Genomic DNA, 13,626 nt, shown 5'->3' with positions numbered 1-13,626 from the left:
TTGACCCGCCCCTGATGGAGTAAAAATATTGGTTTCCGTCTCGATTGTCATTCCCGTTCGCAACGGCGAGCGTTACATCGTGGAAGCGATCGAAAGCGTGTTGTCTCAGGGGAAAACCGTTTGCGAAGTGCTCGTCGTCGATGACGGCTCCACCGACACAACGGCGCAAAAGGTGCAAAGTTTCGCCGATCCCCGCGTAAAACTGCTGGCCCGGCCGCAGGGACGGCAGGGCGTTTCCGCCGTGCGCAATTTCGGCCTGTCGCAGGCGCGCGGTGAATGGACGATGTTTCTCGATGCCGACGACCGCGTGAAGCCGGGCGCGATCGCCGCCCTATGCGCCGGCATCTCCGGACCGGATGTCGTTGCCGTCTACGGTGATTATGAGCGCATTGACGAGAATGGCGCCAAGATCGGACGGCGCAACCTCATCAGACGGCGGGAAAAACCTGATGGTTTCATCCTCCAGCCGCTTTTGGGCGGAAACTTCATCGTCAATGGCGGCATCATGCTGGTCAAAACCCGCATCTTTCAGGATTTTGGCGGTTTCGACGAGACATTGCGTTATGCGGAAGACTGGTATGGCTGGTGCCGGCTGGCTGCCTCCGGCCGTTTCGCCTATCTGCCCGGCCGCCACGTGCTGGATTACCGGGTGCACCGGACAAGCGTGATGATGAACCGCCTTCTGACCTTCCGGGATTGCGAACCGGCGATCGAAGCGGTGTTTTCCGATCCCGCCATCGTCGCCGCCATTGCGCCGCAGGAATTGCGCAGGCTTCGCCGCAAATCCGAAAATCACATGAATGCCTATACCGTGGCTCAGGCCTTTCGCGCCCGGCGCTATCGCGAGGCCTTTTCGGCGCTTGCCGATACGTTTGTCAATCGCCCGCGCCAAAGCCTGCGCGCCGTCGTGTTTTCCGCCGCAGCCCTTGCCGGAATTTAGGAGTGTCCATGTCCGAAATCATGCCGGAAGCGGTGGTGTGCATTCCGAGTTTCCGCAGGCCTGCAGGTTTGCAGAAAACGCTGAACTCGCTGGCAGCCCAGAAGGTCGATTTCCCCTTCGCCATCGTCGTCGTCGATAATGACGGGGTGGGCCAGGCGGGGCTGGCCGTCGCGCGCGCTTTTTTTGCCGAGAGCGGAATGATGGGCCAGACGCTGGTTGAGCCGACGCAGGGCAATTGTTACGCCATCAACACGGCATTCCGCACGGCGCGGCAGAGCTATCCATCCGCGCAGTGGTTTCTGATGATCGATGACGACGAAGCGGCCTCGCCCGTCTGGCTCGCTGAAATGGTCTCTGCCGCAAAATCCTTCGGCGTCGATATCGTCGGCGGGCCGGTCGATCGCGAATTCGATGCGCCCGCACCCAAGGCGGTTCTGGCACACCCGCTGTTCGGCTCCATCGAGGCGCCCACCGGCGTAGTCGATCAAATCCATGGGTCCGGCAATTGCCTGATCTCGAGGCGGGTTTTCGAAACGCTGGAAAAGCCGGAATTCGATGTACGGTTCAACTTTCTCGGCGGCGGTGACATGGATTTCTTCACCCGTTGCCGAAAGGCGGGTTTCAAATTCGCCTGGAACGCTCAAGCCCTCATCATCGAATATGTGCCGGAAAACCGCATGGCGCCGCGCTGGATCATGGAGCGCTCGCTCCGAACCGGCATCATCAATTACAGCATCGACCGCGCCCGACGCCCCGGCCTGAAGGGCGGGCTGCTGCTTGCCGCCAAAAACGTCATCAGCCTGTGCCTGTCACTGGTCCGCGCCGTTTCCGCATTCCTGAAAACCGGTGCGCTGCTGCCCGCCACGCATCCACCGCTGATGTCCATCGGCCGCGTCATGGCGAGCCTCGGTATTACGCTCACGCCCTATAAGGCGCCGGCGAAAAAGGCCTGAACGCGGGCTCGTCCGGCAGTTAATATCAGCTTTTCAGCTCAGGGTTTTTTCCCTGCGCAAAGAGATCCCATTCACATGCCGTTTCTGGGAAGCGAATGACGAAAAAACGGCTGCAAGAATGAGAAGCGGCACAAGAACCGGCCAGAAGAAACAAAGGATGATACCGGTCACCCGGTAAAAGTCCCAATCCTTGTCGCGGCGGGCGCCTTCTATATAGGTCATGGCAAGAGAAGTAACGGTGCCAATCCCATATACGAAAAGAGAAATGGACGTAATTACCATCGCTGTCCTCAATATATTTCTGATTCGAATAAATATGTAATATCCGCTCAGTGTACCGCCGTTACGCCCACTTGCAACGATTTTCCGCGGAAAGACACCTCCACCCCGATACGTTAGAGCGACCTCATATAGCGCGACTCCATATGATGATTGCATGCGCCGGCAGATGCCGCTCACATGATATCGATCCTGAACCGGCCGGACGGTCAGGGGCAATTCCGTAAAGAATCAATGAGAATGCGCAGATTTCAGACCTTGCCGGCCCCGAACCCGTAGCGATGCTTCAGCAGCGAATATATGGCGATGGGATTGGTCAGCAGGTAGCGCTTGCCGAGACGCCTCGGCTCGAGCATGGCCCTGTAGAGCCATTCGAGCCCCATATCCTGCATCCATTGTGGCGCCCTGCTATTCTTGCCCGCGAGAAAATCGAACAGACCGCCGCAGGTCTTGATCACCGCAATGTCGGAAAGCCTGTCGAGATTGCGCGCGACGAAACGTTGCTCCAGCGGTATGCCGAAGCCCACCCAGAGAATATCGGTCTGCGATGCGACGATATCGGCAAGGATCGCCTCCTCGTCGCCGGGTCTGAAATAACCATTGCGCCGACCGGCAAAAACAAGCCGTGGATAGAGCTTTTGCATTTCCTCGACTGCCGCGCGGTTCACCTCTTCGGAACCGCCGAGAAAATAGAACCGCGTGCCGGTCGCCTCAGCCCTCCGGGCCACCGCATGAACGAGATCCGTCGTCGCCACACGTTCCCGCAGTGCCCTTACGCAGAACTGGCGGGAAAAGATCACCAGCGACATGCCGTCGGCATGAATCTGGTCCGCCTGCCGCAGCAGGGCTTCGAATTCCTTGTCTTGGTGACAGAGTGCGATGACCTGACCGTTCGCCGATGTCGAATAGAACGGCTTTGCGCCGGCCGCGCGTTCACGTTCCGCCCGCAGGATAAAATCCTGCGCCGTCTCTTCGATGGTCGCATCGGTGATGGGCAAAGCCGCAAGCGGAACAACCGGCCAGTGTGTGCCAGGCCCTTCCGCATGCGGGACATCTCTCCCTGTCATATTCTGTCCGGTGTCCAAGATAGGCATCGTTTCACTGTTATATTCACGCATAGGATTAAGGTATAAGGCTTCAAACACTACGAATAACTATCATTAATATTCTTATAAATCTGACGCTTGAATCAAACAATTATACGCCCGGGGGTTGAGTGACCACCCCAACCTCTCCTCCACCTATTCCGGTTTTGCGGCTGATGGGTTAAGGGACGACGAAACCACACCACAGAAAAGGTCCCGGCCATGGAAACCATATCGATCGACAACCGCGGCGATTTCGGCCTTTGGGCCATCGAACGGGCAAAGGAAATCGTCGCCAACGAGGCGTCCGATCTTGCCGTTTCGGTCCGTGACGGCGACGAGACAGGCATTCGCGATGCGGGTAATGCGCTGGGTGCCGCCATCGCCGCCGCCCTGCTCGAGGTCTATGACGGCCTGATGTCCGAGGAGTAATCGGCGGTCGCAGCCCTCAGGCGTAGCGTTCCGCGTGATCTGTCCGGCGCAGAAAACCCAAAAGCCCAAGTGCGATGGCAATTCCGAGACCAAGGAACAGACCGCCCACGCCACCGGCGATCAGGAAGATCAGCTTGCCGGGCGGCCAGCTTCTGGAATTGGGCGCTACCGGCTGCGAAATCACCCGCACATTGGTGGAATCGATTGTCTGCTGCTCGGCGATCTGGCGTGATCGGTTGAGATAGGTCTCGTAGATCGCAGCAGCTGAGTTGGCGTCTCGCTCCAGATCGCGCAGCCGCACCTGCGCCTCATTGTCGGTGAAGACGTTGGCGCGTTCCGCAACCGCCTTCAGCCGCAGGGCATCAAGCGAGGAGCGGGCCTCGGCGACATTGGTCTTGGCCGCTAGCAAAATCCGCTGCGCCTCATCCGCAATGCCGCGTTCCAGCATATCGCGTTCCGCCCCCGCCGTCGCCAGACGCGGATGGCGGGAGCCGTAGGTCAGCGTCATCGCCCCGATCTGCTGCTGCAAGGTGCTGTATTGCGCACGAATGGTGTTCATGGTCTGGCTGTCGAAGATCGCGTCGCTCTGGGTGCGGTTCTGGGCAATCGCCGCCTGCATCTGCTTGAGGCGCGACTCCTCCTGAATGACGCGCTGCTGCGCGGCAAGAACCTGCGCATTCAGCTCGCCGGACGCCAGATTGCTGACCAGCTGGCCGTTATTCTCCTGCAGGCCGTTTTCGCGGCGGAAGTCGGCGACACGCTTTTCCGCAACCGTCACGTTCTGACGCATTTCCTCAAGCCGCTTCTTGAGATCATCGACAATACGCAGGCTGCTGTCCGAGGTCGTCTGGAACAACTCGCTTTCGAAAGCCTTCACCATCGCCTTCGAGACTGTCACGGATTTGTCCGGATCATTGGTCCAGACCGCAAGCGTCACCACGAAGGAACGCGGATCCCGTTCCGCCGCAACCCGTTCGCCCAGCGAACGAAGCGCGCCGACCTTGTTGTCACCATCTTCCGGCTTGGGTGAAAAAAATGCTTTCAGCCGCGCAAGAGGCGGTGGGGATATGAATTCCGGGTCCTCATCCAGTTTCAGCTCGTCCACCACCCGCGCCAGCACGTTGCGCGACGTGACGGTGCGCAGCTTGCTCTCCACTTCGAGAATCTGGGTGTCGCGCTGCTGGTTGGGCGAAAACACCCCGTCATTGACGACATTCAGGTTGGAGGGATTGACGACGATATCCGTATAGGCGGTGTAACGTGGCGGCGTCATATAAGCATAGGCGAGTGCAGCGGCGACGCAGAGAATGATCGCAAGCACAATCCAGACGATCCCGGCACGCAGCCAGCCGAGTACCTCGTCCACACCGATCCGGTCGATGTATTTCAGGCCCGGCAGCGTGGCCGCGAAACTGTTGCTTGGCGAGGCCGGCCTTTTGGGCTTTTCAGCCGGAGCGGGTTCGGCAATGGCAGCCGCCGGCTTCGGCTCAAGATGCTCTTTCAGCACCGTGCGCTCGAAAACCTCATCCTCATCCACCAGATCGTCCAGCAGGGAACCGTGGGGTCTGGCGGCGGGCGCCGCTTTTTCATCCAGCGGACGTGCCTGCTTATGTCCCGCCTTTTGAAGCCTGTACATCAGCCAATCCAACTTGAACGAACCACAAAAAAGGCCTGCAACAGATGGTTTTCATCGTCGCCAGAACCACTATTAACCGGCAAGTCTAGATATAACGGGTGAATTTTAGGTTACCCGCATCATCCCCGCCATCATCACCTATTCGCCGCGTCCATGAAAGAGATGATTGACTTGAATGGATCGATACGGTTCTTTCTGGCGTTATATTTTTGTATTATCCATTTGAACCTCAAAGATTTTATCGAAACGGAGTTTGGCATGAGCCTGAAATTTGGAACGAGCGGCCTTCGCGGCCTGTCTGTCGATCTGAAAGGAAAGGCCTCGGCCGTCTACGCAACGGCATTTGCAAGGCACCTTCTCACATCGGGTCAGGCAAAGGCGGGCGACCCCATTCTCGTGGCCCGCGATTTCCGCGATTCGAGCCCGGATGTTTCCGCAACCTGTATCGCCGCGCTGAAAAAAGCCGGCCTCACGCCGCTCGATTGCGGCACGGTCCCGACACCGGCACTGGCGCTTTACGGACTTTCCCTCAAGGCCGGCGCGCTGATGATAACGGGTTCGCATATTCCGGCCGACCGCAACGGCATCAAGTTCTACCGCCCGGACGGCGAAATCGACAAACAGGACGAAACGGCGATCGCCGCACTCGCAGCCGAAGTCGAGGCTGAAGGGATTAACGACGAGGCCGCAACGGCGGACGACCATGCCGCAATTGCAGCCGAGCTCTTTTATGAGCGCAATGCCGCACTCCTGCCGGCAAAGGCGCTGTCGGGCCTGAAGATCGGCGTTTACCAGCACAGCACGGTGGCGCGCGATCTCTTCGTCGACGTTCTCGCCCACTATGGCGCCGATGTCGTGTCGCTCGGCCGTTCCGAGACCTTCATTCCGGTCGATACCGAGGCGGTCTCCCCTGAAACGCTGGAGCTTCTCAAAAAATGGGCGCCGGAACACGGCCTCGATGCCATCGTTTCCGCCGATGGTGACGGCGACCGGCCCCTGCTTGCCGATGAAAACGGCGTGCCGCTGCGCGGCGACCTGATCGGATTGATTACGGCGAATTTTCTCGATGCCGGCGTGGTCGTCACCCCCGTCACCTCCAATTCAGGCATTGAGGCGAGCGGTTCGTTCAAGGTCATCCGCACCAGGGTCGGTTCGCCTTTCGTGATCGCCGGCATGGCACAGGCCCTTGCCGAAGGAAACAACGGCGTCATGGGTTTCGAGGCCAATGGCGGCCTTCTGACAGCCTCCACCTTCACATTGAACGGCAAACCGCTATCGCCCCTTCCGACGCGGGACAGCTTCCTGCCCATCCTCGCCGTATTGCTTCTCTCCGCCGAGCAGAAAAAGCCGCTATCGCAGATTGCCGCCGCCTATAACCTGCCGGTCGCGGCTGCCGATCGTCTGGAAAACTTCGCACAGGAAAAGAGCGCTGCCCTGATGACGCATCTGCGCGCCTCGCGGGATAATCTCGAAACCTTCCTCGCCCCCGTGGGCAAGGTCAAGGCGCTGAGCGACATTGACGGCCTGCGCGTGGCGCTGACAGACGGCAGCACCATCCATTTCCGCCCTTCCGGCAATGCTCCGGAAATGCGCTGCTACGTCGAGGCCGCCAATCAGGACGAAGCCGAAACGCTGCTCAGCAAGGGCCTCGATCTCATCCGCAACTTTGGATGAGTGGATGGCGCTGAATGCTTGAAGCGGACGGCCACCATGAATGTCCCAGTGTCGCAAATGTCGCATCCCGTCTTTGCCTGTTGCTCTTCCCGCTCCGGAAAGCGATAAGGGCCGCAGGGTTCAAGGAGGCGGGATGTGAGCGGCGAGACCATTACCCTTTATGAAGCGATCGGCGGCGATGCCACAGTCAGAGCACTGACCCGGCGCTTCTACGAATTGATGGACACCCTGCCAGAGGCGGCGCATTGCCGCGCCATCCATCCAGCCGATCTTTCCGGCAGCGAAAGCAAGTTCTACGATTATCTGACCGGATATCTTGGCGGACCGCCGGTCTATGTCGAAAAACACGGCCACCCGATGTTGCGCAGGCGTCATTTCGTGGCCCCTATCGGACCCGCCGAGCGGGACGAATGGCTGCTCTGCTTTCGCCGCGCGATGGACGAGACCATCGAGAACGCAAAGCTCCGGGACATCATCTGGGGACCCGTGGAGCGGCTGGCCTTTCACATGCAAAATCAGGAAGCGAATAACCCATGACGACGGAAAGATTGCGCGCCTTGATTTTGCTGCTGGGCAGCCTTTTGGGTGCTGCCGGCGTCATGCTTGCCGCCGCCGCCACCCATACCGGCGAAACCTATATGCTTGGCAACGCCTCGACCATGGCGCTCGCCCATGCGCCAGTGCTTGTGGCACTGCATATCGGCGCGGATCGCATCAGAACCGCCATTCCGGCAGGGCTGATTCTTGGCTTCGGCACGGCGGTTTTTGTTGGTGATCTCGTCACCAGACATTTTTCCGGTCACAGCCTGTTTCCCTACGCGGCTCCCTTGGGTGGCCTCGGCATGATCGCGGGATGGCTGGTGCTCTGCGCCGGTGCATTTTTGAAGCCGAGGGGCTAAATCGGCATCAACGCCGTTTCCAGCGAAACGACAGGATGTTGCCGCCACGTTGAGCCGCGTCACCGATCTCGAAGAACGGCTTTTCGCCCGGCTGGCGGGTGCGCAGATAGGGAAAAGCCAGCACATTGCCGCCGTCAGCTGCGGCGCGGTTGCGCCGCTCGCGTTCTCCGACGACTTCATACATCTCCGTAAGGGCCGGATCGGCGCACTGGCCTGCCATCTTGTGCAGCTCCACGCGGCAGGCCTCAGCCACCGCCTGCTCTGCATCCTTGAAATTATTGCGCTCGTCGCTCATCGTTTAAGGTCCGTTCATTCATCGTCTGCAGCGCCCGCTCCAGACTGGATTTGCTGCCATTGCGCAGCGGAATGAACGTCTTGCCGAATTTCTTGCAACCGGACTTCACCCGCAGACACGCATCGTGGCTGATACAGTCGATAGGGCAGAAAACGCAGTCGACGGACGGAAGAACAGTGTCGATACGCGAGACCGCCTCACGCAATCCGCCATCGTGATGGATAAGCTCGGCGCCGAAATTGCTGGCGATCTGGCGAAGATGAGCAACCTGACAGTCACGGCCGCCAACATAAAGAAAGCTCTTCGGACCGGAAAGCTGCTGTTCGGCCACATCCTTTTCAGGTTGAGGCGCGCCCTTGCCCTGCTTGCCGCCGCGTTCGGCTTTCTTCTTTTCCTTGCGTGCCATTCCCTCACCTGCCGGTTGATTTTTTCATGCCCCGACGTTCGGGATGCCGGCACCATAATAAAGATGAGTTTTGGAGTAAAGTATAAAGGTGATAATTTTCCTCATGTTTTGACATAAAGAATCGATCACATATTCGCGATAACCTCACCAGATCAGTTGTTGATCTTCAATCCGCCCATGAAAAGCTGCTCCAGGTGCCGGGCTGCATCCTCAAACCGGCCTTCGCCACCGTTCTTGTCGCCCAGCACGGCCCGCACCTGCACGTCGAAATCCGCATAGTGCTGCGTGGTCGACCAGATCGAGAAAATCAGGTGATAGGGATCGCATTTCGCCATCCTTCCGGCCTTGATCCAGACGCGGATTACCTCCGCCTTTTCATCCACCAGTTGCTTCAGCGGACCCTTCAGCTCATCCTCGATATGGGGCGCGCCCTGCAGAATTTCATTGGCAAACAGGCGGCTCTCGCGCGGAAAATCGCGCGACATTTCCAGTTTGCGGCGAATATAGGAGCGGATTTCGCTTTCAGGATTGCCCTCGGCATCGAAAGCCCTGAGCGGATCCAGCCAGGTATCCAGCACCCGCTCGATCAACGCGCGATGCATCGCCTCCTTGGTGCGGAAATAATAAAGTACGTTCGGTTTCGACATGCCGGCCGCCTCGGCAATCTGGTCGATGGTTGAACCGCGAAAGCCGTTGGTGGAAAACACACTCAGCGCGGCCTCAAGAATCGCTTCCTGCTTTTCTTCCTGAATGCGGGTCCGCTTCTGTGTTTTCGCTGCGCGCGGTATGGCCATACTCTGCTCTCTGTGTTTCTTTTCGATGCAATTGCCGCTACAGTATGCTTAAAAAATAATCGACGCGTACAGTTTAGGCAAAATTAGTGCGATTCGTCACGAAAATCCCTTGCTGACGTCATGGCGAATTTGCAATGTTTACCAGCCGGTCAATTTATCCACCATCGCCATCACAAGGCAATGGCTGTTATCTTAACCGGCAAAAACGGGAACGGCACAAGCTTTGCTTCGATAAAAACAAAACAGGTGAGGACGACACTTCATGGCAGCGGGTAAGAACTTGACGGTCAATGGCGACCGTCTGTGGGACAGTCTGATTGACATGGCGAAAATCGGCCCCGGCATTGCCGGCGGCAATAATCGCCGCACGCTGACGGATGAAGATGCTGAAGGCCGCAGCCTGTTCAAGAGCTGGTGCGAAGCGGCCGGCCTCACGATGGGCGTCGACAAGATGGGCACGATGTTCGCCACCCGCCCCGGCGAGGACCCGGATGCACTGCCGGTCTACATCGGCAGCCATCTCGACACCCAGCCAACCGGCGGCAAGTTCGATGGCGTTCTCGGTGTGCTGGCTGGACTGGAAGTCGTGCGAAGCCTGAACGATCTCAACATAAAGACGAAACACCCTGTTGTCGTTACCAACTGGTCCAATGAGGAAGGCGCGCGCTTTGCCCCGGCCATGCTGGCTTCCGGCGTCTTCGCCGGCATTCACGATCTCGATTACGCCTATAGCCGCACCGATACCGACGGCAAGACCTATGGCGACGAGCTGAAGCGCATCGGCTGGCTGGGTGAGGAAGAGGTGGGCGCCCGCAAGATGCACGCCTATTTCGAATATCATATCGAACAGGGGCCTATCCTCGAGGCGGAAGGCAAGCAGATCGGCGTCGTTACCCATGGTCAGGGCCTGTGGTGGCTGGAAGTGACGCTGACAGGCAAGGAGGCGCATACCGGCTCGACGCCGATGGCCATGCGCGTCAATGCTGGCCTCGCCGCCGCCCGCATCCTCGAAAAGGTGCAGGAAGTGGCGATGGCCCACCAGCCGGGCGCCGTCGCCGGCGTCGGCCAGATGATCTTCACGCCCAATTCCCGCAATGTGCTGCCCGGCAAGGTGGTTTTCACCATCGACCTCAGAACCCCCTCGCAGGCGAAACTCGACAACATGCGCGCCATCTTCGAACGCGAGGTGCCAGTTATCGCCGAAGAACTCGGCGTCGGCTGCTCAATCGAGGCCATCGGCCATTTCGATCCCGTCACGTTCGATCCAGTGCTGGTGGGCCGCGTGCGCGCTGCTGCCGAAAAGCTGGGCTACAGCCATATGGACATCATTTCCGGCGCTGGCCATGATGCTTGCTGGACGGCAAGGGTTGCCCCCTCCACCATGATCTTCTGCCCCTGCGTGGACGGTCTTTCCCACAATGAAGCCGAAGACATCTCCTCCGAATGGGCCGCCGCGGGCTGCGACGTGCTGCTGCATGCGGTGCTGGAAACTGCGGAGATCGTGCAATGACCGCCACCATTATCAAGAACGGCACCATCGTCACCGCCGACCTGACCTACAAGGCCGATGTTAAAATCGAAGGCGGCAAGATCACAGAGATCGGACCCGATCTGACCGGCGGCACAGTGCTCGATGCCACGGGATGTTACGTCATGCCCGGCGGCATCGATCCGCATGTGCATCTGGAAATGCCCTTCATGGGCACATATTCCGCCGATGATTTCGAGAGTGGCACGCGTGCCGCCCTTGCCGGCGGCACGACCATGGTGGTGGATTTTTGTCTGCCCGATCCCGGCCAGTCGCTGCTCGATGCCCTGCAAAGATGGGACAACAAGGCAACGCGCGCCAACTGCGATTATTCTTTCCACATGGCCGTTACCTGGTGGGGCGAGCAGGTCTTCAACGAGATGAAGACTGTGGTTCAGGAAAAGGGCATCAATTCGTTCAAGCACTTCATGGCCTACAAGGGCGCGTTGATGGTGAATGACGACGAGATGTTCGCCTCCTTCTCGCGCTGCGCCGAGCTTGGCGCCATTCCCTTCGTGCATGCGGAAAACGGCGATATCGTTGCGCAGATGCAGGAAAAGCTGATGGCGGAAGGCAATGTCGGGCCGGAAGCGCATGCCTATTCACGGCCGCCCTCCGTCGAAGGTGAGGCCACCAACCGCGCCATCATCATTGCCGATATGGCCGGTGCGCCGCTTTATGTCGTTCATACATCCTGCGAGCAGGCACATGAAGCCATCCGCCGTGCGCGTCAGAACGGCATGCGCGTTTATGGCGAACCGCTGATCCAGCATCTCATCCTCGACGAAAGCGAATATGCCAATGCCGACTGGGACCATGCTGCCCGCCGGGTCATGTCGCCACCCTTCCGCAACCGCCAGCATCAGGATAGCCTCTGGGCGGGTCTCGCCTCCGGCTCGCTGCAATGCGTGGCGACCGACCATTGCGCCTTCACCACCGACCAGAAGCGCTTCGGCCTCGGTGACTTCCGCAAGATCCCCAATGGCACCGGCGGGCTGGAAGATCGCATGCCGCTGCTCTGGACCCATGGCGTGGCGACCGGCCGGCTGACGATGAACGAATTCGTCGCCGTCACCTCCACCAACATTGCGAAGATTCTCAACATCTATCCGAAAAAGGGCGCGATCCTCGTCGGCAGCGATGCCGATATCGTCGTCTGGGACCCGGCGCGGGAAAAGACCATCCGCGCGGAAAACCAGCAATCGGCCATCGATTACAACGTGTTCGAAGGACAGAAGGTCAAGGGCCTGCCGCGCTTCACCCTGTCGCGCGGCATCGTCAGCATCGAGGAAAGCACGGTCAAGACGCAGGAAGGTCACGGCACGTTCGTCGCCCGTGATCCCTATCCCGCCGTCAGCAAGGCGCTGTCCACATGGAAAGAGCTCGTCGCGCCACGCAAGGTGGAACGCAGCGGTATACCGGCATCGGGTGTATGACCTTGAGCACCGATCCGAAACGCGAAATCGTCATCGCTGCCGCCGTTCTCCTGAATGCGCGGCGGCAAATGCTTGTCGTGCGCAAGCGCGGCACCACGCAATTCATGCAGCCGGGCGGCAAGATCGATCCGGGTGAAACGCCTGAGCAGGCGCTTCACCGTGAACTTGCCGAGGAAATCGGCCTCACGCTTCCTGAAAATGCCGCGCGATATGAGGGCATCTTTCGGGAGGAGGCCGCCAATGAGACAGGGGCGGAGGTCGTGGCCCATGCCTTCGTCGCCCAACTGAATATCGACGTTACCCCGCAGGCCGAGATAGAGGAGGTGCGCTGGCTCGATCTGGATGCGGCCTCCAATCTGCCGATCGCCAAACTCACGGAAACACGTATGCTGCCGCTGGCACGCGCAGCCCTGACGGAGAGTGGAAACAAGCCACGATGAACCAAGCCTCGTCCTATTCCGTCGTTTCCGCCAGAAATCTCGGCCTCACCTTCGAAACCGGCGATGGCCCGGTGCACGCGCTTTCCAATGTCGATCTGGAAATGGGCAAGGGCGAGTTCGTCTCCTTCATCGGCCCTTCCGGCTGCGGTAAGACCACGTTCCTGCGGGTGATTGCCGATCTCGAAAAGCACACATCCGGCGATATCACCGTCAATGGCACCACGCCGGAAAACGCCCGCAAGGACCGGTCCTACGGCTATGTCTTTCAGGCCGCCGCACTCTATCCCTGGCGGACCATCGAAAAGAACATTGCACTGCCGCTCGAAATCATGGGCTATACGAAGGCCGAACAGAGGGAGCGCATCGACCGCACGCTCGATCTCGTCAATCTCAGCGGTTTCAGCAAGAAATACCCATGGCAGCTTTCCGGCGGCATGCAGCAGCGCGCCTCCATCGCCCGCGCGCTGGCCTTCGATGCCGACCTGCTGTTGATGGACGAACCCTTCGGCGCGCTGGACGAGATCGTCCGCGACCATCTGAACGAACAGTTGCTGAAACTGTGGGATACGACCGGCAAGACCATCTGCTTCGTCACCCACTCCATCCCGGAAGCCGTTTATCTCTCGACCAAGATCGTCGTTATGTCACCACGGCCCGGCCGGGTGACGGATATCATCGAATCCACGCTGCCAAGGGAAAGGCCGCTTGAGATCAGGGAGACGCCGGAATTTCTGGCAATTGCGCATCGCGTGCGTGAGGGATTGAAGGCGGGGCATAGCTATGAGGGGTGAGGTCAGCGCCAGCATTACCCCCCATCAACCGAGGGCAA

At 59.1% G+C, this 13,626-nt stretch carries 14 protein-coding genes and 1 pseudogene; 10 read left to right on the top strand and 5 right to left on the bottom strand.

Annotation, left to right across the window (positions count from 1 at the left end; translation table 11 throughout):
• The first annotated feature begins 28 nt into the window (after positions 1-28).
• Positions 29-940 (top strand): polysaccharide biosynthesis endo-1,4-beta-xylanase UppH, encoded by a 912-nt coding sequence (uppH, locus tag F617_RS0109310; RefSeq protein ID WP_013636689.1) that lies wholly within the window; start codon positions 29-31, stop codon positions 938-940.
• 8 nt (positions 941-948) lie between these two features.
• Positions 949-1,893 (top strand): polysaccharide biosynthesis UDP-hexose transferase UppJ, encoded by a 945-nt coding sequence (gene uppJ / locus F617_RS0109305; protein WP_019565133.1) that lies wholly within the window; start codon positions 949-951, stop codon positions 1,891-1,893.
• Between the two features lie 530 nt (positions 1,894-2,423).
• On the opposite strand, the gene uppL is transcribed toward uppJ, so the two are convergent.
• Entirely contained in the window at positions 2,424-3,239 is an 816-nt protein-coding gene (uppL, locus tag F617_RS0109295) for a polysaccharide biosynthesis UDP-hexose transferase UppL (RefSeq protein ID WP_034502051.1), read from the bottom strand.
• Positions 3,240-3,479: 240 nt separating this feature from the next.
• On the opposite strand from uppL, the gene F617_RS28675 reads away from it, so the two are divergent.
• Positions 3,480-3,689 carry a hypothetical protein gene (locus tag F617_RS28675; protein ID WP_003513853.1) on the top strand — a complete coding sequence of 70 codons (210 nt, stop codon included), beginning with the start codon at positions 3,480-3,482 and terminating at the stop codon, positions 3,687-3,689.
• Between the two features lie 16 nt (positions 3,690-3,705).
• Here F617_RS28675 and uppM read toward each other — a convergent pair whose 3' ends face one another.
• Positions 3,706-5,325, bottom strand: coding sequence for a polysaccharide biosynthesis protein UppM (uppM, locus tag F617_RS0109285; RefSeq protein WP_019565132.1), 1,620 nt, complete (start codon positions 5,323-5,325; stop codon positions 3,706-3,708).
• 258 nt (positions 5,326-5,583) lie between these two features.
• On the opposite strand from uppM, the gene uppO reads away from it, so the two are divergent.
• From uppO to F617_RS0109270, 3 genes are all read left to right on the top strand, one after another.
• Complete coding sequence (gene uppO / locus F617_RS0109280; RefSeq protein WP_026330757.1) at positions 5,584-6,999, top strand: polysaccharide biosynthesis phosphomannomutase UppO; 1,416 nt, start codon at positions 5,584-5,586, stop codon at positions 6,997-6,999.
• A gap of 135 nt (positions 7,000-7,134) precedes the next feature.
• Positions 7,135-7,536, top strand: coding sequence for a group II truncated hemoglobin (locus F617_RS0109275; protein WP_013636696.1), 402 nt, complete (start codon positions 7,135-7,137; stop codon positions 7,534-7,536).
• On the top strand, positions 7,533-7,898 hold the full coding sequence (locus F617_RS0109270; RefSeq protein WP_019565130.1) for a DUF423 domain-containing protein: 366 nt from the start codon (positions 7,533-7,535) through the stop codon (positions 7,896-7,898). Before F617_RS0109275 ends, F617_RS0109270 begins: the two co-directional genes overlap by 4 nt.
• A 7-nt stretch (positions 7,899-7,905) precedes the next feature.
• Here the strand turns inward: F617_RS0109270 and F617_RS0109265 are convergent, their stop codons facing one another.
• The 3 genes and pseudogenes from F617_RS0109265 to F617_RS0109255 all read right to left on the bottom strand — a co-directional run bounded on the left by F617_RS0109265 (position 7,906) and on the right by F617_RS0109255 (position 9,393).
• The gene (locus tag F617_RS0109265; protein ID WP_019565129.1) at positions 7,906-8,193 is read right to left on the bottom strand and encodes a hypothetical protein; all 288 of its coding nucleotides are present in this window, start codon (positions 8,191-8,193) and stop codon (positions 7,906-7,908) included.
• Positions 8,174-8,497, bottom strand: a pseudogene (locus F617_RS0109260) (DUF2325 domain-containing protein); the annotation flags it as partial. The gene F617_RS0109265 and the pseudogene F617_RS0109260, both read right to left, overlap by 20 nt.
• 254 nt (positions 8,498-8,751) lie before the next feature.
• Entirely contained in the window at positions 8,752-9,393 is a 642-nt protein-coding gene (locus F617_RS0109255) for a TetR family transcriptional regulator C-terminal domain-containing protein (protein WP_003513869.1), read from the bottom strand.
• A gap of 262 nt (positions 9,394-9,655) precedes the next feature.
• On the opposite strand from F617_RS0109255, the gene F617_RS0109250 reads away from it, so the two are divergent.
• Genes F617_RS0109250 through F617_RS0109235 form a run of 4 tightly spaced genes read left to right on the top strand, consistent with a single transcriptional unit; the run spans position 9,656 to position 13,588 of the window.
• Positions 9,656-10,903, top strand: coding sequence for a Zn-dependent hydrolase (locus F617_RS0109250; RefSeq protein WP_019565128.1), 1,248 nt, complete (start codon positions 9,656-9,658; stop codon positions 10,901-10,903).
• Positions 10,900-12,357: a dihydropyrimidinase gene (gene hydA, locus F617_RS0109245; RefSeq protein WP_013636700.1), complete on the top strand. Its 1,458-nt coding sequence runs from the start codon at positions 10,900-10,902 to the stop codon at positions 12,355-12,357. Before F617_RS0109250 ends, hydA begins: the two co-directional genes overlap by 4 nt.
• Positions 12,354-12,797, top strand: coding sequence for an NUDIX domain-containing protein (locus tag F617_RS0109240; RefSeq protein ID WP_019565127.1), 444 nt, complete (start codon positions 12,354-12,356; stop codon positions 12,795-12,797). Before hydA ends, F617_RS0109240 begins: the two co-directional genes overlap by 4 nt.
• Complete coding sequence (locus F617_RS0109235) at positions 12,794-13,588, top strand: ABC transporter ATP-binding protein (protein WP_019565126.1); 795 nt, start codon at positions 12,794-12,796, stop codon at positions 13,586-13,588. The genes F617_RS0109240 and F617_RS0109235 overlap by 4 nt, the downstream gene beginning before the upstream one ends.
• Positions 13,589-13,626 lie beyond the last annotated feature (38 nt).

Source organism: Agrobacterium sp. 10MFCol1.1 (genome assembly GCF_000381165.1).
GTDB classification, from domain to species: Bacteria; Pseudomonadota; Alphaproteobacteria; order Rhizobiales; family Rhizobiaceae; genus Agrobacterium; species Agrobacterium tumefaciens.
Note: the sequence above shows the minus strand (reverse complement) of the source record. Positions and strands in the feature narration are given on the sequence as shown.